This window comes from Dactylosporangium sp. NPDC049742 (assembly GCF_040674675.1).
Classification (GTDB): Bacteria; Actinomycetota; Actinomycetes; order Mycobacteriales; family Micromonosporaceae; genus Dactylosporangium; species Dactylosporangium maewongense.
On the sequence record NZ_JBFANF010000025.1, the window covers coordinates 133,060 to 151,589 of the forward strand.

Annotated in this window: 15 protein-coding genes; 10 read left to right on the top strand and 5 right to left on the bottom strand. The window is 73.5% G+C overall.

Annotated features, from left to right (window positions below):
* Positions 1 to 47 precede the first annotated feature (47 nt).
* Positions 48 to 773, top strand: coding sequence for a PIG-L family deacetylase (locus AB0J72_RS28495; protein WP_363403793.1), 726 nt, complete (start codon positions 48 to 50; stop codon positions 771 to 773).
* Positions 770 to 1,870, top strand: coding sequence for a hypothetical protein (locus AB0J72_RS28500; protein WP_363403795.1), 1,101 nt, complete (start codon positions 770 to 772; stop codon positions 1,868 to 1,870). The genes AB0J72_RS28495 and AB0J72_RS28500 overlap by 4 nt, the downstream gene beginning before the upstream one ends.
* On the opposite strand, the gene AB0J72_RS28505 is transcribed toward AB0J72_RS28500, so the two are convergent.
* The 5 genes from AB0J72_RS28505 to AB0J72_RS28525 are packed head-to-tail and all read right to left on the bottom strand — an operon-like array spanning position 1,824 to position 7,255.
* On the bottom strand, positions 1,824 to 3,176 hold the full coding sequence (locus tag AB0J72_RS28505) for a condensation domain-containing protein (RefSeq protein WP_363403797.1): 1,353 nt from the start codon (positions 3,174 to 3,176) through the stop codon (positions 1,824 to 1,826). The genes AB0J72_RS28500 and AB0J72_RS28505 overlap by 47 nt on opposite strands.
* A gap of 31 nt (positions 3,177 to 3,207) precedes the next feature.
* Positions 3,208 to 4,149, bottom strand: coding sequence for a DUF4304 domain-containing protein (locus AB0J72_RS28510; RefSeq protein WP_363403799.1), 942 nt, complete (start codon positions 4,147 to 4,149; stop codon positions 3,208 to 3,210).
* Positions 4,146 to 5,195, bottom strand: coding sequence for a LacI family DNA-binding transcriptional regulator (locus AB0J72_RS28515; protein ID WP_363403801.1), 1,050 nt, complete (start codon positions 5,193 to 5,195; stop codon positions 4,146 to 4,148). Before AB0J72_RS28515 ends, AB0J72_RS28510 begins: the two co-directional genes overlap by 4 nt.
* Positions 5,196 to 5,204: 9 nt before the next feature.
* Positions 5,205 to 6,230 carry a LacI family DNA-binding transcriptional regulator gene (locus AB0J72_RS28520; protein WP_363403803.1) on the bottom strand — a complete coding sequence of 342 codons (1,026 nt, stop codon included), beginning with the start codon at positions 6,228 to 6,230 and terminating at the stop codon, positions 5,205 to 5,207.
* Between the two features lie 59 nt (positions 6,231 to 6,289).
* On the bottom strand, positions 6,290 to 7,255 hold the full coding sequence (locus AB0J72_RS28525; protein ID WP_363403805.1) for an acetylxylan esterase: 966 nt from the start codon (positions 7,253 to 7,255) through the stop codon (positions 6,290 to 6,292).
* A gap of 166 nt (positions 7,256 to 7,421) precedes the next feature.
* Here AB0J72_RS28525 and AB0J72_RS28530 point away from each other — a divergent pair, with 166 nt between their 5' ends.
* The 8 genes from AB0J72_RS28530 to AB0J72_RS28565 are packed head-to-tail and all read left to right on the top strand — an operon-like array spanning position 7,422 to position 18,526.
* Positions 7,422 to 8,330 carry an ABC transporter permease subunit gene (locus AB0J72_RS28530; RefSeq protein WP_363403807.1) on the top strand — a complete coding sequence of 303 codons (909 nt, stop codon included), beginning with the start codon at positions 7,422 to 7,424 and terminating at the stop codon, positions 8,328 to 8,330.
* Positions 8,324 to 9,172 carry a carbohydrate ABC transporter permease gene (locus AB0J72_RS28535; RefSeq protein ID WP_363403809.1) on the top strand — a complete coding sequence of 283 codons (849 nt, stop codon included), beginning with the start codon at positions 8,324 to 8,326 and terminating at the stop codon, positions 9,170 to 9,172. The genes AB0J72_RS28530 and AB0J72_RS28535 overlap by 7 nt, the downstream gene beginning before the upstream one ends.
* Before the next feature lie 45 nt (positions 9,173 to 9,217).
* Complete coding sequence (locus AB0J72_RS28540) at positions 9,218 to 10,864, top strand: extracellular solute-binding protein (RefSeq protein WP_363403811.1); 1,647 nt, start codon at positions 9,218 to 9,220, stop codon at positions 10,862 to 10,864.
* The gene (locus AB0J72_RS28545; RefSeq protein WP_363403813.1) at positions 10,861 to 12,327 is read left to right on the top strand and encodes a xylan 1,4-beta-xylosidase; all 1,467 of its coding nucleotides are present in this window, start codon (positions 10,861 to 10,863) and stop codon (positions 12,325 to 12,327) included. The genes AB0J72_RS28540 and AB0J72_RS28545 overlap by 4 nt, the downstream gene beginning before the upstream one ends.
* On the top strand, positions 12,324 to 12,962 hold the full coding sequence (locus AB0J72_RS28550) for a hypothetical protein (protein WP_363403815.1): 639 nt from the start codon (positions 12,324 to 12,326) through the stop codon (positions 12,960 to 12,962). The genes AB0J72_RS28545 and AB0J72_RS28550 overlap by 4 nt, the downstream gene beginning before the upstream one ends.
* Before the next feature lie 8 nt (positions 12,963 to 12,970).
* Positions 12,971 to 14,950, top strand: coding sequence for a beta-galactosidase (locus tag AB0J72_RS28555; protein ID WP_363403817.1), 1,980 nt, complete (start codon positions 12,971 to 12,973; stop codon positions 14,948 to 14,950).
* A complete protein-coding gene (locus AB0J72_RS28560; RefSeq protein WP_363403819.1) occupies positions 14,947 to 16,869 on the top strand; it encodes an alpha-glucuronidase in 1,923 nt (640 codons plus the stop codon). Before AB0J72_RS28555 ends, AB0J72_RS28560 begins: the two co-directional genes overlap by 4 nt.
* Before the next feature lie 16 nt (positions 16,870 to 16,885).
* Entirely contained in the window at positions 16,886 to 18,526 is a 1,641-nt protein-coding gene (locus AB0J72_RS28565) for a cellulose binding domain-containing protein (RefSeq protein WP_363403821.1), read from the top strand.
* Positions 18,527 to 18,530: the final 4 nt, after the last annotated feature.

Genomic DNA, 18,530 nt, shown 5'->3' on the forward strand with positions numbered 1-18,530 from the left:
ACCGCGGCGGGCGCCCGGCGGTCGAGCGGAACCGGCAAGATGGACGCGTGGAGCAGCGGGTCACGGAGCAGGCGGAGAAGCTCGGCACGATCGTGTCCATCTGGGCGCACCCCGACGACGAGACGTACGGTGCCGGGGGCATCATGGCGGCCGCCGTCGCCAACGGGCAGCGGGTCGTGTGCGTCAGCGCCACCGCCGGCGAGCTCGGCACCGACGACCCGGTCGGGTGGCCGCCGGAGCGGCTCGGCCGCACCCGCCGCTGGGAGGCCGCCGCCGCGATGGCCGTGCTCGGCGTCACCGACCACCGGTTCCTCGGCTACCCCGACGGCGGGCTGGCGGGCATGGACCCGGCCGAGCCGGTCGAGCGGATCGCGGCGCTGCTGGCCGATGTCGCCCCCGACACGGTGCTGACGTTCGGGCCGGACGGCGGCACGTTCCACCCCGACCATCAGACGATCTCCGCGTGGGTCGGCGCCGCCTGGGAGCGGGCCGGCCGGCCCGGGCGGCTCCTGCACGCCGCCATGACCCAGGAGCATCTGGCCGCCTGGAGCGAGCGGTACGAGCAGTGGCAGGTCTTCATGACCGACGAGCGGCCGGTCGGCGTCGCGGCGGAGGAGCTGGCGCTGCGCGTACACCTGACGGGAGCGGAGCTCGACCGCAAGATCGCGGCGCTGCTCGCCATGCACACCCAGGTGGCGCCGGCCGTCGCGCTGCTGGGCATGGAGGAGTACCGCGCGCTGAACGACGAAGAGGCGTTCGTCGAGGCCCGGTGAAGATCTCCCTGACCGGGCCGGACAGTCACCGGCTGGAGCGCCGGCCCGGCGTCGGCGTCGTCGTCATCGGGCCCGAGGGCGGCACCCCACGCCCGGACCTGGTCGTCGCGCCCGGCGACGCGATCGACTGGTCGGTGTTCGACCCGTTCACCGTTCCGGCCGGGTACCCGTGGCCGCGCCGGATCGTCTACGACGGCGACGACACCGGCTTCTTCCGCTGGGCCGGGCGCCGGCCGATCGAGACCTTCGACTGGCGGCCGCGCGCGGCGCACGCCGTCGACGCCGCCGCGGCGGACATCGGCACGCTCGGCATCACCCTGCGCGACGCGCCGCTGCGGCTGACGCTGCCGGCGGCGCGCGGGCACGTCATGGTCACCGGTGACCCGCACCTGCTGGTCCCTGACCTCGCCCCGGGTGCCGCCTGCCCCGGGCTGTCGTTCGCCCCCGACACCCGGCCGGGGCCGGGCAGGCCGCCGCTGCGGCTGCCGGACCTGCCCGCGCTCGCCGGCGCGCACTCGGTCAGGGTCACCGTGCCGCCGCTGCGGCAGCCGTTCGACTGCGCGAGCCTGCTGCAGTTCCCGGAGCTGCGCACCCTGACGCTCAGCGGGGGACTGGCCAATGTGGACGCGCTCGGCGGGCTGCGCCGGCTGACCGCGCTGCACCTGCAGCTGTGCCCCGACCTCACCGGCCTGCCCGCGGTGGACGCCTGGCCGGACCTGACCCGGCTGTTCGCGTCCGATGTGGACGCCGTGGTGGGGAAGCGGCTGCGCGGGCACGGCACCGTCACCAGGCTGCGCAGGCCCGAGTGGTTCGCCGCCGGGCACGGCCTGCCGTTCGCGGGCTGGCCGTCGCGCACCGGGAAGGCGGCGACGGCGGCGTACCGCGCGGCGGAGCAGGCGATCGGGGCGGCCACGACGCGACAGGACGTGGAGGCGGCCGTGCGCGGGTTCGTCGGCGCGGTGAACGCGCTGCCCGGCATCGAGACGACGGAGCGCGAGGACGCCGGCGAGGCCGTCCACCGGTTGACCGCCACCACCCCGTGCGGGGACCTCACCGAGGCGGCGGCCCGCTGGTTCGACGAGGTTCGCGACTTCTGAACGGGTCGACGACCACCGCCTCGATGTCGCGGGCGCACCGCAGCAGCGCCTCCGGCGGGTACCGGCGGGTGTCGCCCCACAGCGTGAACATGACGGCGTCCACCGCGTCCGCGGTGTCCTCGACGTGCAGGTAGAGCGAGCCGTCGTAGGTCTCCTCGTGCACGCCCCAGTCCAGCTTCGTGAGCGGCAGCGCGGCCTCGACGTCGCCGTCCGGCGGGTCCACGGCCGCGTCGTCGGCGCGGGTCTCCATGCGGCGGTCGTTGAGGTAGCACGACAGGTCGGACTCGCGGCCGGCGACGAGCGACTGGTGCGCCGCGGTGTCGTAGTAGCCGTGCTTGTAGGCGCCGATCGCCGCGCTCCACGCCCGCGCGACCACCTCCTCGAACGGGCCGCCGACGTCGATGACGCACAGCCCGAACTGCCGCAGGCTGCCGACCGCGTCGGCGAACCCGGGCCGGAACCGGTTGCTGACGACGACCTGCACGACGGCGGTGTCCGCGCCGGTGAGGCGGGCGGTGGCGACGGCGTACGCGGCGAGGAGGATCGGCCCGGACGCCACCCTGGTCCACGCGGAGAGCCGCCGGACCGCAAGGGCCAGCGCCGGCGACACGCACACGATCTCCCGGAAGCGCGGGCCGTCCGGGGGCGTGGCCGGCGCCGGCGCGGGCGGGACCCGCAGCAGCTGGCGCTGCCAGTACCGCAGCGACTTCCCGCTCTGCCGCAGCGCCTCCGGCGCCCGTTGCTGGCGGGCGAGGTCGAGCGGCTGCGTGCCCTCGGCGGGCTCGGTCGCGAGACCGGTCGCCGGGTCGAGGCGGGCGAGGTCGCGGACGATCGCATTGATGCCGAACCCGTCGACGACCACGTGGTAGTACATGACGACCACGTGCGTGAGCGTCCCGCCGGAGCGCACCACCGCCATCCGCACCGGCCACTCCGCGAACGGGTCGAACGGCGTCGTCTGGTACCGCACCCGCAGCCGCTCGGCGACCAGGTCCGGCTCGTCGTCCACGACGTCCACGACCTCGAGGGCGATCTCGCCGGAGGCGGACACCACCTGCCGCGGCGGGCCACCGTCCACTGGGGACAGCCGGGTGCGGAGGGCCTGGTGCCGCCCGACGAGGAAGCGCAGCACGGCCGCGACCCCCTCGACGGTCTCGCCGTCGCCGGCGCGGACGGCGCCGCCGATGTTCATCGTCCGGCCGGTGCGCCGCATGAGGTCCCACACGTCGCGCTGGCCCCAGGTCAGCTCCTCGACGCCCGCTCCGTCGCCCTGGAACGCGACGGCGTGGCTCGTCACTGTCTCCACGCGCAGAGCGTGTGCACCCCGGTGCGGTGTGTCAATCAGGTGGTGGCGGCGGGGCCGGTGACGCGCCGCACGGTGTGGAACTTTCACGGATCTCCGCGAAGTGCGGGGCAAGCTTCGCGAACGCGCGCCGCAGCGGGCGCAGGAGGTCCTCGGCGGGCGCGCCGTAGAAGTCGGCGGTGCACACGGGTCCGTCGCTGCTCAGCGAGTGGTAGAGGGCGCCGGCCTCCGCGGACGGGCGGCCCGCACGCAGCTCGGTGAGGTGTTGGTTCAGCTTGTACGAGAGTTGCCGCAGCGCCTCCTCGCGCTGCCGCGGCTGGGCGTCGTGGGGGAGCCGGAACGTCACCGTCAGGGTGGGGGAGTCGACCGGCGGCGGGCAGCGCAGCCCGAGCAGCGCCGCGAACCTGGCCGCCTCGCGGCGCACGGGCAGCGGCCACGGCGCGGCCTCGGCGACGACCCGGTCCAGCCACGCCTGGGCCGGCTCCGGCGCGCCCGCGGTGGCCGCCAGGTACACCTGCCGCAGCCCCGGCGGGTCGGTCCGGTCCCGCAGCCAGTCCAGGACGCCGGCGCCGGTGGCGAGCCGGTCGAAGCGCGGCAGCGCCTCCCGCCGCACCCACTCGCCGGCCGAAGCGCCCAGGGCGCGCAGGTCGGTGGCCGCGTCGAACGTCCACCGGAAGCCGCTGCCGACCTGGAGGTGGCACTCGTGCTGCGCCGGCGGCTCGGCCGGCGGCACCAGGGACTCGGCGGCGTCGAGGGCGTCGATGAAGACGCCGAGGTCGATCGCGAACGCGCCGCCGTGCCGGTCGTTCCACCGGTGCGGCTCGACGGTGACGAGCTCCTGCCGGCCTTCCCGCGTACGGCGGAAGTTGCGGCCCCGCCCGGCGAACCCGTGCCGTTTGAGCACGGGGACGACGTCGCGGGCGAGCAGCTCGGAGATGACGGCCTTCGCCGGCCGGTCCGAAGTGGGGCCGCTCACGACGGCGGGGGTGCGGTGCTGGCGCGGACGACGAGCTTGGTGGCGAGCTCCACGCGGGTGGGCTCGACCGGCTCGCCGACCGCCAGCTGCAGCACCATGCGGGCGGCGGTCGCGCCCATCTCCGCGAACGGCTGCCGCACGGTCGTCATCGGCGGCCCGCACCAGCGGGTCACCTCGATGTCGTCGAAGCCGACGACGCTGACGTCGTCGGGGATGCGGACGCCGAGCAGGCGGGCGGCCTCGTAGACGCCGAGGGCCTGCAGGTCGTCGCCGCACAGGATCGCGGTCGGCGGGTGCCGCAGCGACAGCAGCTGCCGGCCGAGCAGGACGCCGTCGTCGAAGTCGAACCGGCCGTGCCGGACCAGGGCCGGGTCGAGCGGGGCGCCGGCGGCGTCGAGGGCGCCGCGGCAGGCCTCGAGGCGGGCCCGGGCGCACAGGTACTCCATCGGGCCGGTGATCACGCCGACCCGCCGGTGGCCGAGGTCGAGCAGGTGCCGGGTCGCGGCGATGCCGCCGCTCCAGTTCGTCGCGCCGACCGACGGGATCGGGTGCATCGGCTCGCCGGTCGGGTCGAGCACCACCATCGGCACGCCGCCGGCGGCGAGCTGCTCGTACTGGCGGGCCCGGAACGCCGAGTTGACCGCGATGACGCCAGTGGGGCGGCGGGCGAGGAGCCGGTCGGCGGTGCGGCGCCCGCCGGGCGCGGGGCCCTGCAGGTCGGTGAACCCGACGGCGAGGCCCCGGTCGCGGACGACCTGCTCGACGCCGCGCAGGATCTCCATCGCCAGGTGGCTCTCCAGGCCGTAGAACGCGACCTCGACGCTCGGCGTCGCGGCCGCGCCGCCGTGCTGCTCGCCGCGCCGGTAGCCGTGCTCGCGCAGCAGCGCCTCGACCCGGTCGCGGGTCTCCACGGCGATGCCGGACCGACCGTTCAGAACTTTCGAAACCGTCGGCGGCGACACCCCGGCGAGCCGGGCGATGGTCGCCACGGTGACCTCGCCGCGGCGCCGGCGGCCGCCGGGGGCTGGCGCGCTCGCGGAGTCCACGACGCCAGTCTATGGCCGCCGTCGTTCGAAGGACATGGAAACATTTCCAGGCGGCGAGGTGCTGGAGCGCACGACGAGCGGGGTGGCCAGCTCCAGGCGGGTCGAGTCCAGGGTCTCGCCGGCGGCGAGGGACAGCAGCATCCGGGTCGCCAGGCCGGCCATCTCGGTCAGCGGCTGCCGCACGGTGGTCAGCGGCGGGATCGACCAGCGGGCCTGCTCCAGGTCGTCGAACCCGACGACGCTCAGGTCGTCCGGGACGCGCAGGCCGCGCTCGTACAGGGCCTCGTAGGCGCCGCGGGCCATCTCGTCGGCGCACGCGAAGATCGCGGTCGGCGGCTCCGGGAGGTCCAGCAGGGCGAGGGTCTCCCGGTGGCCGGTCGGGCTGGTGAAGTCGCCGGTGCGCTCGTAGCCGGCGGGGACGTCGAGGCCGGCGGCGTGCATCGCCGCCCGGTAGCCGTCGACGCGGGCGCGGGCGCACAGCACGTCGCCGGGGCCGCCGATGACGGCGATCCGCCGGTGGCCGAGGCCGATCAGGTGCTCGGTGGCCGTGAGCGCGCCGGTCCAGTTGGTGGCGCCGACCGACGGGACGCTCGGGTCGGGCTGCCCCGCCGGGTCGACGACGACGACGGGGATGCCGAGGTCGGCGAGGCGCTCGCGCTGGTCGGCGGCGAGTTCGGACAGCACGAGCAGGACCCCGTCGGAGCGGCGCGCGGCGAGGTGCTCCAGCCAGCGGCGGTCGGGCGCGGTGCGGGTGCGCCCGTGCACGGCGGAGACCACGACGCCGGTGCCGGCGCGGTGCGCGACCTCCTCGACGCCGGCGAGGATCTGCATCGCCCACGGGCTGCCGAGGTCGACGAAGACGACGTCGATGAGGCCGGCGGTGCGGGCCGGCGGCGTGCGGCGGGGCAGGTAGCTGCGGGCGCGCAGCAGCGCCTCGACCCGCTCCCGGGTCGCCGGGGCGACGTCGCGCCGGCCGTTGAGCACCTTCGACACGGTGGGGACGGACACCCCGGCCTCGGCCGCGATCTCCGACATGGTGGCCCTGCTGTGCGGCGGCCTGGGGGTCGGCCTCGGAGTAGGCATAGCCCGCGAGTCTACGCCGAAAGTTTCGATGGCAGCCAGTCCAGCTGGCGCCGCACGTGGACCGCGTCGCCGCCCTCGTGGCCGTTGTACGGGTAGGCGTGCATCACGCGGTCGGCGCACCCGTACGCGTTGTACGCGGCGAACACCGTGCTCGGCGGGCACACGGTGTCGCGCAGGCCGGCGCCGAAGTGGCCGGGTGCCCTCGCGCGCCGGGCGAAGCTGACACCGTCCACGTAGGACAGCGTGCGCCATACCTGGTCCTCGATGCCGCGGTGCACGGCAAGGTGCTGGGCGATCTCCCCGTACGGCGAGGCGTCGGTCAGCGCGACCGCCCGCTGGAAGTGGCACAGGAACGGCGCGGTCGCCAGCAGCGCCGCGACGTCGGGGACGAGCCCCGCGACGGCGAGGGCGAGCCCGCCGCCCTGGCTGTTGCCGGCGACCGCGACCCGCGCCGGGTCGACGCCCGGCAGCGCCCGGACCGTGTCGACGGCCCGGACGGCGTCGGTGACGAGCCGCCGGTAGTAGTAGTCGTGCGGCGCCAGGATCCCCTCGGTGACGGGCCGGTACCCGCCGGCGTGCGGGTCGGGGGTGGCGCCGCCGTTGCCGTACAGGTCGCCCTGCCCGCGGTTGTCCATCAGCAGGTGCGCGTAGCCGGCCGTGACCCAGGTGAGGCGCTCGTGCGGCAGGCCCCGGCCGCGCCCGTAGCCGGCGAACTCCACCACGGCGGGCAGCCCCGCGGACACGTCTGCGGGCCGGCTGAACCAGGCACGGACCGGGTCGCCGCCGAAGCCGGCGAAGGTCACGTCCCAGGTGTCGGCGAGCCGCAGCCCGGTGGCCACCCGGTCGGCGGCGAGGACCGGCGGCACGGCCCGCGCGTCGCCGAGCGTCGCGGCCCAGAACGCGTCGAAGTCCGCGGGTTCGGCCACCGCGGGGGCGTACCGCAGCAGCTCGGGCAGTGGGAGGTCGAACTGCGGCATGGGTCTCCTCGACCGAAAGTTTCCAGGGCGGTCCATCCATTGACCAGGAACAGTGTGCGCAGGTCATGCCGCCTAGATCGAGTCCTTGACAGGGCGTAGTGATGAATCTACATTACCCGATGCCTTCCGAATGTTTGCCGAAACTTTCGACCGTGGAGGGAGGGGCATGAGACGTCGCACCTGGCGGTCCGCGCTGCGCCGCGACTGGCAGCTGTACTCCCTCGCCGTGCTGCCGCTGCTGTTCTTCGTCGTCTTCCGGTACCTGCCGATGGCCGGCAACGTCATCGCGTTCCGGCGGTTCCGCCCCGGCGGCGACCTCTTCGGCGACACCTGGGTCGGCCTGCGCTACTTCAGGATGTTCTGGCAGGACCCGACGTTCTGGCACGTCTTCACCAACACGCTGGTCCTCGGCGGCCTGACCCTGCTGTTCGTCTTCCCGCTGCCGATCGTGCTCGCGCTGCTGCTCAACGAGGTGCGCACCCGCTGGCTCAAGCGCTTCGTGCAGACCGTCTCCTACCTGCCGCACTTCCTGTCGATCGTCGTCGTGGCCGGCATCGTCTTCCAGCTGCTCGCCCTGGACGGCGCGGTCAACGCGGGCCTGCGGGCCGTCGGCGCCGACGCCGTGCCGTTCCTGCAGCGGCCCGGCTGGTTCCGCACCATCTACATCTCCTCCGAGGTGTGGCAGACCGTCGGCTGGGGCACGATCCTGTACCTCGCCGCGCTCACCACCATCGACCACGAGCTCTACGAGGCGGCCCGGATCGACGGCGCCAGCCGGTGGCGGCAGACGTGGCACGTGACGCTGCCCGGCATCCGCCCGACGATGGTGACCCTGCTGATCCTCAACGTCGGCACGTTCCTGTCGGTCGGGTTCGAGAAGGTCCTGCTGCTGTACAACCCGCTCACGTTCCCGACCGCCGACGTCATCTCCACCTACCTGTACCGGGTCGGCGTGGTCTCCGGCAGCTTCAGCTACGCCGCCGCGATCGGCCTCTTCGAGTCGGTGATCGGCCTGACCCTCGTCCTCACGGCGAACTTCGTGTCGAAGCGGACGGTCGGAGCGGGGCTGTGGTGAAGCGCGCCGTCATCGGGCTGGTCCTCACCTCCGTCGTGGTGCTGACGCTGTACCCGTTCTGCAACGTCATCGCCCGCTCGTTCAGCGAGGAGCAGGCGATCCAGGCCGGCGAGGTCAACCTGCTGCCGCGCGGCTTCAACACGACCACCTACCAGGTGGTCATGTCCGACCCCGTGTTCTGGACCAACTACCGCAACACCGTCGTCTACACGGTCGTCGCGACCGCCATCTCGATGCTGCTGACCACCTGCTACGCGTACGTGCTGTCGAAGCGGCACCTGAAGGGCCGGGCGCTGCTCGTCGGCGTCGCCGTGTTCACCATGTTCTTCAACGGTGGCCTGATCCCCAACTATGTGCTCGTCAGCGGGCTCGGGCTGCGCAACACCATGTGGGCGGTCGTGCTGCCCAACGCCATCAGCGTCTTCAACCTCCTCGTCATGAAGTCGTTCTTCGAAGGGCTGCCGGTCGAACTGGAGGAGGCCGCCGCCGTCGACGGCCTCGGCACCTACGGCATCCTCTGGCGGATCGTGCTGCCGCTGTCGAAGGCCGTCATCGCCACGATGGTCCTGTTCTACGCGGTGGCCTTCTGGAACTCGTGGTTCCCGGCGTTCCTGTACCTCGACGACGCCGACCTGTTCCCCGTCACCATCTACCTGCGCAACCTCATCGCCGGCTCGACCGGCGGGTCCGACATCTCCACGCCGTCGGACACGGCGCTGCAGATCGCCGCCAACATCCAGGCGGTGACGATCGTGCTCACCGCGCTGCCGATCATGCTCGTCTACCCCTTCGTCCAGCGGTACTTCGTCTCCGGGATCACCCTCGGCGCGGTCAAGGGATGACGCGCCGCCCTTCATCAGTCGCAGCACCCCTTCAAGGAGCTCCCCATGTCGCACTTGAAACGGCGCACCCTGCTCGGCGCGGCCGGCGCCGCCGCGCTCGTCTCGCTCGCCGGCTGCGGTGACGACGACGACCAGGCGAAAGGCCAGGACTACACCGGGCACCGCGACGGCGCCATGGACGGCTACGCCATGGGCAAGCAGTTCACCGCCGCCCAGCCGCTGACGTTCTCCATCATGATGCTGAGCAACGCCGGCTACCCGTACAAGGCCGACTGGCTGTTCTTCAAGGAGCTCGCGAAGCGCACCAACGTGACGCTGCAGGCCACGGTCGTGCCCGGCAGCGACTACAACCAGAAGCGCAGCGTCGTCGTCGCGGCCGGCGACGCACCGATGATCATCCCGAAGACGTACCACCCCGACGAGGAGGCATACATCGCCAGCGGGGCGATCCTGCCGGTCAGCGACCACCTCGACCTCATGCCCAACTTCCGCGACCAGGTCGCCAAGTGGAACCTGCAGGCCGACCTCGACCAGTTCCGGCAGGAGGACGGCAAGTTCTACCTGCTGCCCGGCCTGCACGAGGACGTCTGGGCCGACTACTCCCTCGCGGTGCGCACCGACGTGCTGCAGCAGCTCGGCCTGCAGATCCCGAAGACCTGGGAGGACCTGCGGACGGTGCTGCGGGCGATGAAGGCCGCGCACCCCGACGTGTACCCGCTGTCGGACCGCTGGAGCAGCCCGCCGAACCCCGGCGGCAACAACCTGCTGTCGATCGCCGGCACCGCGTACGGCACCCTGGCCGGCTGGAGCTACCAGCACGCCAGCTGGGACGACGCGGCGAAGGCGTTCGTCTACACCGGCACGACCCCGCAGTACAAGCAGATGGTCGAGTACCTCAACTCGCTCGTCGCCGAGAAGCTCGTCGACCCGGAGAGCTTCACCCAGTCCGACGACATCGCCAAGCAGAAGTTCGCCAACGGCCGGTCGTTCGTGATGAGCTGCAACGCCCAGACCCTCGTCAACGAGCTGCGCCCCAGCATCGCGAAGATCCCCGGGGCGACCGTCCTGAAGATCCCCACGCCGACCGGCCCGATGGGCGACACGAAGGCCGGCAGCCGCCTCGAGGGCGGCGTCATGATCTCGGCGAAGGCCCGCGACAGCAAGAACTTCGTCGCGCTCATGCAGTTCATGGACTGGCTGTACTACTCGCCGCAGGGCAAGCTCTTCGCCAAGTGGGGCGTGGAGGGCACCACGTACACCGGCAGCGTCGACGACGGCACGCTGAAGCTCGCGCCCGACGTCAACTGGGGCGGCCTCAACCCCGCCGGCACGAAGAACCTCCAGGTCGAGTACGGCTTCCTCAACGGCGTCTTCGTCTACGGCGGCACCACGAAGCTGCTCAACTCCCAGTTCCCCAAGGAGGAGCAGGCGTTCCAGGACGTGATGAACGCCCGGAAGAACCAGCCCCTCGCACCGCCGCACCCGCTCAACGCCGACGAGCGCGAGCAGGCGACGCTGTGGGAGACGACGCTCAAGGACCACGTCAACCAGCAGACGCTGAAGTTCATCCTCGGGCAGCGCCCGCTGAGCGAGTGGGACGCCTACGTGAGCGAGCTCAAGGGCAAGAACATGACCCGCTACATCGAGGTCGTCAACGCCGCGTACAACCGGTACAAGAAAGCCCACGGATGACAGGGCAGCTCGGCGACGCGTGGCGGCACTGCATCGGGGCCGGGCGGTTCGAGCTCGCGCTGCGCCGCGACTACCAGGACTCCCTGGCGCTGCTCCAGCGGGAGATCGGGTTCCGGCACATCCGCCAGCACGGGCTGTTCAGCGCCGGGGCGGGCGTGCACCGGCCGTACGAGTACGGCGGCGAGCGGCGGGTCCTGCACTCCTTCACCTACGTCGACCAGGTCGTCGACATGTACCTGGAGCTCGGGATCCGGCCGTTCGTCGAGCTGGGCTTCATGCCGCCGGGCCTCGCGTCCGGGGACCAGACGGTGTTCTGGTGGCGGGGCAACGTGACGCCGCCGAGCGACCGGGCCGAGTGGGCGGCGCTGGTCCGCGGCACGGTCGCGCACCTCGTCGACCGGTACGGCCTCGACGAGGTGCGCGGCTGGCCGATCGAGGTGTGGAACGAGCCGGACCTGAAGGACTTCTGGCAGCACGCCGACCAGGACGCCTACCACGACCTGTACGAGGTCACCGCGCACGCCGTGAAGGACGTCGACGCCGGGCTCCAGGTGGGCGGGCCGGCCCTGTCGCCGGGCGCGGACGACGGCTGGCTGCCGCGGTTCGCCGAGTTCGTGTCCGCGCGCGGCGTCCCGATCGACTTCGTGAGCCGCCACGCGTACACCTCCGGCGCCGCCCAGCACGTGCCCTTCGGCGTGCACCAGACGCTCGCGCCGGCGGCGACGCTCCTGGAGCAGTTCGCCGCGCCGGGCCGGCAGCTCGCCGGCACGGCCCTGGAGGGGCTGCCGGTGCACATCACCGAGTTCAACTCCTCCTACCGCCCCGACAACCCCGTCCACGACACCGCGTTCCACGCCGCGTACCTGGCGCCGGTCGTCGCGGCGGCGGGCGACCTCGTGGACTCGTTCTCCTACTGGACGTTCTGCGACGTGTTCGAGGAGGCCGGGGTCCCGGCGGCGCTGTTCCACGGCGGGTTCGGGCTGCTCACCCACCGGCAGATCCGCAAGCCCACCTTCCACCTGTACGCGTTCCTCGCCCGGATGGGCGGCGAGGTCCTCGCGCGCGGCGGCGACCACCTCGTCACCCGCGACGGCACCGGCCGGGTCACCGTCCTGGCGTGGGCCGCCGGGCAAGGACACCGCGTCCGGCTGTCGGTGCCCGTCGGATCCCCGGCCGTCACCGCGTACGTGGCCCGCTCGTCGGTGTCGGAGGAGGCGGGCAACGCCTGGGCGGCGTGGCGGGAGATGGGGAGCCCGCGATCGCCCGGTGTGCGGCAGCTCGACGCGCTGCGGGAGGCGTCCGAGCCGGCCCGCCGCCACTGGAGCGCGCCGGTCGTGAACGGCCTGGCGGAGCTCGACCTGACCCTCGCCACGCACGAGGTGACCCTGGTCGAGGTGACCGCGGTGCGCGACGAGACGCCGCCGTGGTGGGACGACACGCGGCTCCTGGGCGGCCCGGCATGAAGCTCGGGCGGTTCGCGGCGCGGGTCTACACGCTGCTGGTGGTGGAGCTCCTGCTGGTCGCGACCACGGTGCCGGGCCTGGCGCTGCTGGTCCTGCTCGACCGGGGCGTGCTCGTGGCCGTGGGCGTCCTGCCGGTCGGGCCGGCGCTGTCCGCCGCGCTCTACGCGCTGCACCGGCAGCCGGCCGATCTCGCCGACCTGCACCCCGCCGCCGCGTTCTGGCGCGGCTACCGGCTCAACGCCGCCGCGGCGCTGCGGATCTGGGCGCCGCTGGTGGCGGTGCTGACCGTGGTGGCCGTCAGTCTCCTGCACCGGGATGCGGCGGGTGTACCGGTGTGGTGGTCGGGCCTGCTCGTGCTCCTCGCCGCGGCGGCCGCACTGGTCGCCGTCACCGCGCTCGTCATCGCGTCGCTGTTCGTGTTCCGGCCCGCCGACGTCCTGCGGCTCGCCGCCCACTTCCTCGCCGCCCGGCCGGCCGTGACCCTCGGCACTGCGGGCCTGCTGCTGGCGGCGCTCGGCGTCACGGTGCTGCTGTCCGAGGCGGTGCTGCTGCTCCTCGCCGCCGGGTTCGCCGCCGCGCTGCTGGTCGTCTGCCGGCCGATGATCGCCGGCATCACCGAACGGTTCCTGGCATGAGCACGGGCATGAGTTTCAGATCGGACGCGCTGCGGGCCCGGCTCGGCGGGATCGCGTTCGGCGGTGACTACAACCCCGAGCAGTGGGACCGCGCCGTGTGGGACGAGGACGTCACCCTCATGCGCGAGGCCGGCGTCAACCTCGTCACCGTCGGCGTGTTCGCGTGGGCGGCCCTGGAGCCGTCGCCCGGCCGCTTCACCTTCGAATGGCTCGACGAGGTCATGGACCTGTTGCACGGCAACGGGATCAGCGTCGACCTCGCCACCCCGACCGCGGCGCCGCCGGTGTGGCTGTCCCACGGGCACCCCGAGGTGCTGCCCGTCATGGAGGACGGCGAGGTGTTCGGGTTCGGCAACCGGATGCACTATGACCCGACCTCGCCGCGGTACCGCGAGCACGCCGCCCGGATCACGACCGCGCTCGCCGAGCGGTACTCCCACCACCCGGCCCTCGCGATGTGGCACATCGGCAACGAGTACGGCCCGGTCGCGTACACGCCGTCCGCGGCGGCCGCGTTCCGGGAGTGGCTGCGCCGCCGGTACGGCGACCTCGACGCGCTCAACGCCGCCTGGTACACGACGTTCTGGAGCCAGCGCTACACCGCCTGGGAGCAGGTGAACCCGCCGGAGGTGCCGCGGTCGTGGTCCAACCCGGCCCGCCGCCTCGACTTCCACCGGTTCGCCTCCGACGCGCTGCTGGAGTGCTTCGTCATGGAGCGCGACATCGTCCGCGCGCACCGCGACGACCTGCCGGTCGTCACCAACTTCATGCGCTTCCACCGCGGCGCCGACCTGTGGCGGTGGGCGCCGCACGTCGACGCCGCGGCCCTCGACATCTACCCGGACCCGGGGCAGCCGGACGCGCACGTCGCCGCCGCGCTCAACTTCGACCTGATGCGGTCGCTGCGCGGCGAGCCGTGGCTGCTCATGGAGCAGGCCGCCGGCGCCGTCTCGCAGTGGCGGGTCAACCACGCGAAGCGCCCCGGGCTGATGCGGCTCGGCTCCTACCAGGCGGTCGCGCACGGCGCCGACAGCGTCCTGTTCTTCCAGTGGCGGGCGGGCCGCGGCGGCCACGAACGCTTCCACTCCGCGATGCTGCCGCACTCCGGCCCGCGGGCCCGGACCTGGCGGGAGGTCTCGGCGCTCGGCGCCGAGCTGCCGCGGATCGCGTCCGTCGCCGGCACCGGCTCGCGCGCCGAGGTGGCGGTCCTGTTCGACTGGAACGCCTGGTGGGGGCTGGAGGTCACGCACGGGCTGCCGCGCAACGACTTCGACTACCCGGCGACCGTGACCGCGCACTACCGGCCGCTGCTGGAGGCGCACCACGCGGTCGACCTGGTGTCGTTCGGCTCCGAACTGGGCCGGTACCGGGTGGTGGTCGTGCCGAACGCGTACCTCGTCGACGACCGCTGCGCGGCGGCCCTCGAGGACTTCGCCGCCGCCGGCGGGACCGTGGTGTGCTCGTTCTTCTCCGGCGTCGTCGACGAGGCCAACCAGGTGCGGCAGCCCGCCTATCCGGGCGCGTTCGGGCGGCTCATCGGCGCCTGGATCGACGAGTACCTCCCGGCCGGGTCCTCGTTCGGCGTGCGGTTCACCGGCGGGCGCACCGTCCGGGCCGACTGGTGGCAGGAGCGCATCCACCCCTCGACCGCGTCCGTCGTCGCCTCCTACGTGGACGGTGACCTCGCCGGGTGGCCCGCGATCATCGCCGACGGCCGGGTCACGTACATCGGCACGCGGCTCGAACCCGAGGCGCTGCGGGACGTGATCCTCGGCGCGGTCGCCGCCGCGGGCGTCCAGCCGGTCGTCGCGGGCGCACCGTCCCATGTGGAGGCGACCCGGCGCGGCCGGTTCCTGTTCCTGCTCAACCACTCGACGGCCGAGGCGGTCACGGTGCCGGCGGACGGCACCGACCTGCTCACCGGCCGGATCCTGGAGGGCGCGGTGACCCTGGAGCCGCTCGGCGTGGCCGTCGTCGAGGTCCCATGACGGATGTCCACCCGGCCTGGCTGCCCCCGGCGGCGCTGCGGGCGATCGGCTCCCGCCGCGTGTCCGTCCGCGGCGACGGCCTGCTCGTGCGCACCGTGATCGCCGAGGTCGCGCAGGCGTGCGGGCGTTACGGCGGCGCGGTCGTGTCCGACGGCGCCGACCTGGTGCTCACGGTGTCCACGCCGGCCTGCGGCCCGGAGGGGTTCGCGGTGTCCCGCGACGGCGGGGTCACCACCATCGCCGCCGCCGACCCTGCCGGGCTGCTGTACGGGCTGTTCCACCTCGCGCGGCTCGGCGAGGCCGCGTTCGGCGACCCGTTCCCGCCGGAGGTGCACCGGCCCGGGTACGCCCGCCGCATGCTGGACCACTGGGACAACGTCGCCGTGCACCCCGTCATGGGCCAGGTCGAGCGCGGCTACTCGGGCGGCTCGCTGTTCTGGCACGACGGCGCCCTGCGCGAGGACCTCGGCCGGGTCACCGGCTACGCGCGGCTGCTCGCGGCGTGCGGCATCAACGCCGTGACCGTGAACAACGTCAACGTCCACGCGACGGAGGCGCGGCTGCTCACCGACCGGCTCGGCGACGTCGCCACCCTCGCCGGCGTCTTCCGCCCGTACGGAATCCGCGTCCACCTGTCGGTGAACTTCGCCGCGCCGCGCGACGACCTGGGCACCGCCGACCCCCTCGACCCGCGGGTGCGGGCCTGGTGGGCCCTCGCGACCGACGCCGTCTACGCGGCGATCCCCGACTTCGGCGGGTACGTCGTGAAGGCCGACTCCGAGGGGCAGCCGGGACCGTTCGCGTACGGACGGACCCACGCCGACGGCGCGAACGTCCTCGCCGCGGCGCTCGCCCCGCACGGCGGCGTCGTGCACTGGCGGGCCTTCGTCTACGACCACCGGCAGGACTGGCGCGACCGGCGCACCGACCGGGCCCGCGCCGCGCACGACCACTTCGTGCCGCTCGACGGCCGGTTCCTCGACAACGTGGTGCTGCAGGTGAAGCACGGCCCGATCGACTTCCAGCCGCGCGAGCCGGTGTCGCCGCTGATCGCCGCCGTGCCCGCCACGAACGTCGCCGTCGAGCTGCAGGTGACCCAGGAATACACCGGCCAGCAGCGCCACGTGTGCTACCTCGCGCCGATGTGGAGCGAGGTGCTCCGGTGCGCCCGCGGGATGGCGGCGCTGGACGGTCTCGCCGGCGTCTCCAACGCCGGCGACGACCCGTTCTGGACCGGGCACCCGCTCGCGCAGGCCAACCTGTACGCGTTCGGCCGGCTCGCGTGGGCGCCGGACCTGGACCCCGTCGCGATCCTCGACGAGTGGATCGGCCTGACGTTCCCGGGCGCCCCCGACGAGCTGCGGGAGACGCTGCACGCGGTCATGGACGACTCGTGGCGCACCTACGAGGCCTACACCGCGCCGCTCGGCGTCGGGTTCATGGTCCGCCCCGGGCACCACTACGGCCCGGACGTCGACGGTTACGAGTACACCCCGTGGGGGACCTACCACTTCGCCGACCGCGACGGCGTCGGCGTGGACCGCACGTGCGCGACCGGGACCGGCTTCGCCGGGCAGTACCCGCCGGCGCTGGCCCGCGTGTACGAGTCGGTCTACGACTGCCCCGACGAGCTGCTGCTGTTCTTCCACCACGTGCCGTACGGGCACATCCTGCACGACGGCGGCACCGTCATCCAGCACATCTACGACACCCACTTCGCCGGCGCCGGCGCGGTCGTGGCGATGCGGGACCGCTGGGCGCGGCTGCCCGCGGCATCGGTCGGCCCGGCGTTCGCCGCGCGGGTGTCGGCGCTGCTCGACGAGCAGGTGCGCAGCGCCGCCGAGTGGCGCGACCAGATCAACGCGTACTTCTACCGCAAGTCCGGCGTCCGTGACGCCCACGGACGCCGGATCCCCTGACCCGAAGGGAGCACCGATGACCAGACCCCGCCTGATCGCCGTCGCGCTGGCCGTGGCGATGACGGTCGCGGCCGGCGTCACCATCGCGTCCGCCGGCGCGGCCGTCACCGTGTCCGCAGCGGCATCCACAGTGGAGGACGAGGGCGCCGACTGCCCGGTGCCGGCGCTGCCCGACGCCGGCGCGCTGCCCACCAACGCGAAGCTACCCGACCCGTTCAAACGCCTCGACGGCACCAGGATCACCGCGAAGTCCGACTGGCGGTGCCGGCGCGAGGAGGTGAAGAAGCTGGCGGAGAAGTTCGTCTACGGCGAGAAGCCCACGCGGCCGCAGAGCGTCACCGGCACCGTGTCCAGCACCGGCGTCACCGTCAACGTCACCCACAACGGGAAGAGCGCCTCGTTCTCCGCCCGGGTGGAGCTGCCCGGCGGCACCGGCCCGTTCCCGGCCGTGGTGGTGCTCGGCGGGTTCGGCGCCGACACCGCCGCCATCAAGGCCGCCGGCGCCGCCGTGATCAGCTACGACCCGTACGCCGTCGGCAAGGAGGGCACGCCCCGCACCAACAAGCAGGGCGCGTTCTACAGCGTCTACGGCGCGCAGAGCGGCACCGGGCTGCTGATGGCGTGGGCGTGGGGCGTCAGCCGGATCATCGACGTCGTCGCCCAGTCCGACGGCCGGATCCTCAGGGCCGACGCGATGGGCGTCACCGGATGCTCCCGCTTCGGCAAGGGCGCGTTCGTGGTCGGCGCGTTCGACCAGCGGATCGCGCTGACGATGCCGATCGAGTCCGGCAGCGCCGGCGTGCCCATCTTCCGCGGCATCCCCGGCGAGGGCGCGCAGAGCCTGAGCAGCGCCTACGGCGAGCAGCCGTGGCTCGGCGACGCCTTTGGCAGCTTCACGGGCAACCCCGCGCGGCTGCCCGTGGACACGCACGAGATGGTCGCGATGGTCGCGCCGCGCGGGCTGTTCATCATGGACAACCCGCACATCGCGAACCTCGGGCCGCGCTCGGCGAGCGTCGCGGCGCTGGGCGGCGCCGAGGTGTACAAGGCGCTCGGCGCGGGCGACGCGATCACGTACTGGTCGGACGTGCAGGACGGCACGCACTGCGCGAACCGGCCCGAGTGGCGGACCCCGTTGCAGCAGCACATCCAGCGGTTCCTGCTGCACACCGGCAGCAGCGCGGGCACGTTCCGCATCTCCAGCCGGGCGGCGGGGCGGCTGTCCGACTGGTCCGACTGGCAGACCCCGGTGCTGAGCGACGGGCCCCCGCAGTCGCAGTCGCCGTCGCCGTCCGCGTCGGTCTCCGTGTCGCCGTCCGTGTCGCCGTCGGTGTCGCGGTCCCCGTCGCCGCCGGCCTCGCAGTCCGCGGGGCAGGGGTGCACGGCGGTGGTGACGGTGCAGAACGTCTGGGACGGCGGGTTCGTCGCCGCCGGGCGCGTGACCGCCGGGGGCGCGCCGATCTCGGGGTGGACGGTCCGGCTCGCCCTGCCCGCCGGCAGCGCGATCACCAACGTGTGGAACGGCAGGCTCACCGGTACATCGGTGGCCAACGCGACCTGGAACGGATCGCTCGGCGCCGGGGCGTCGACCGAGTTCGGCTTCCAGGGCACCGGGCCGGTGTCGGGTCTCGCCGCCACCGGCTGCGCCGCCGCCTGAGGTC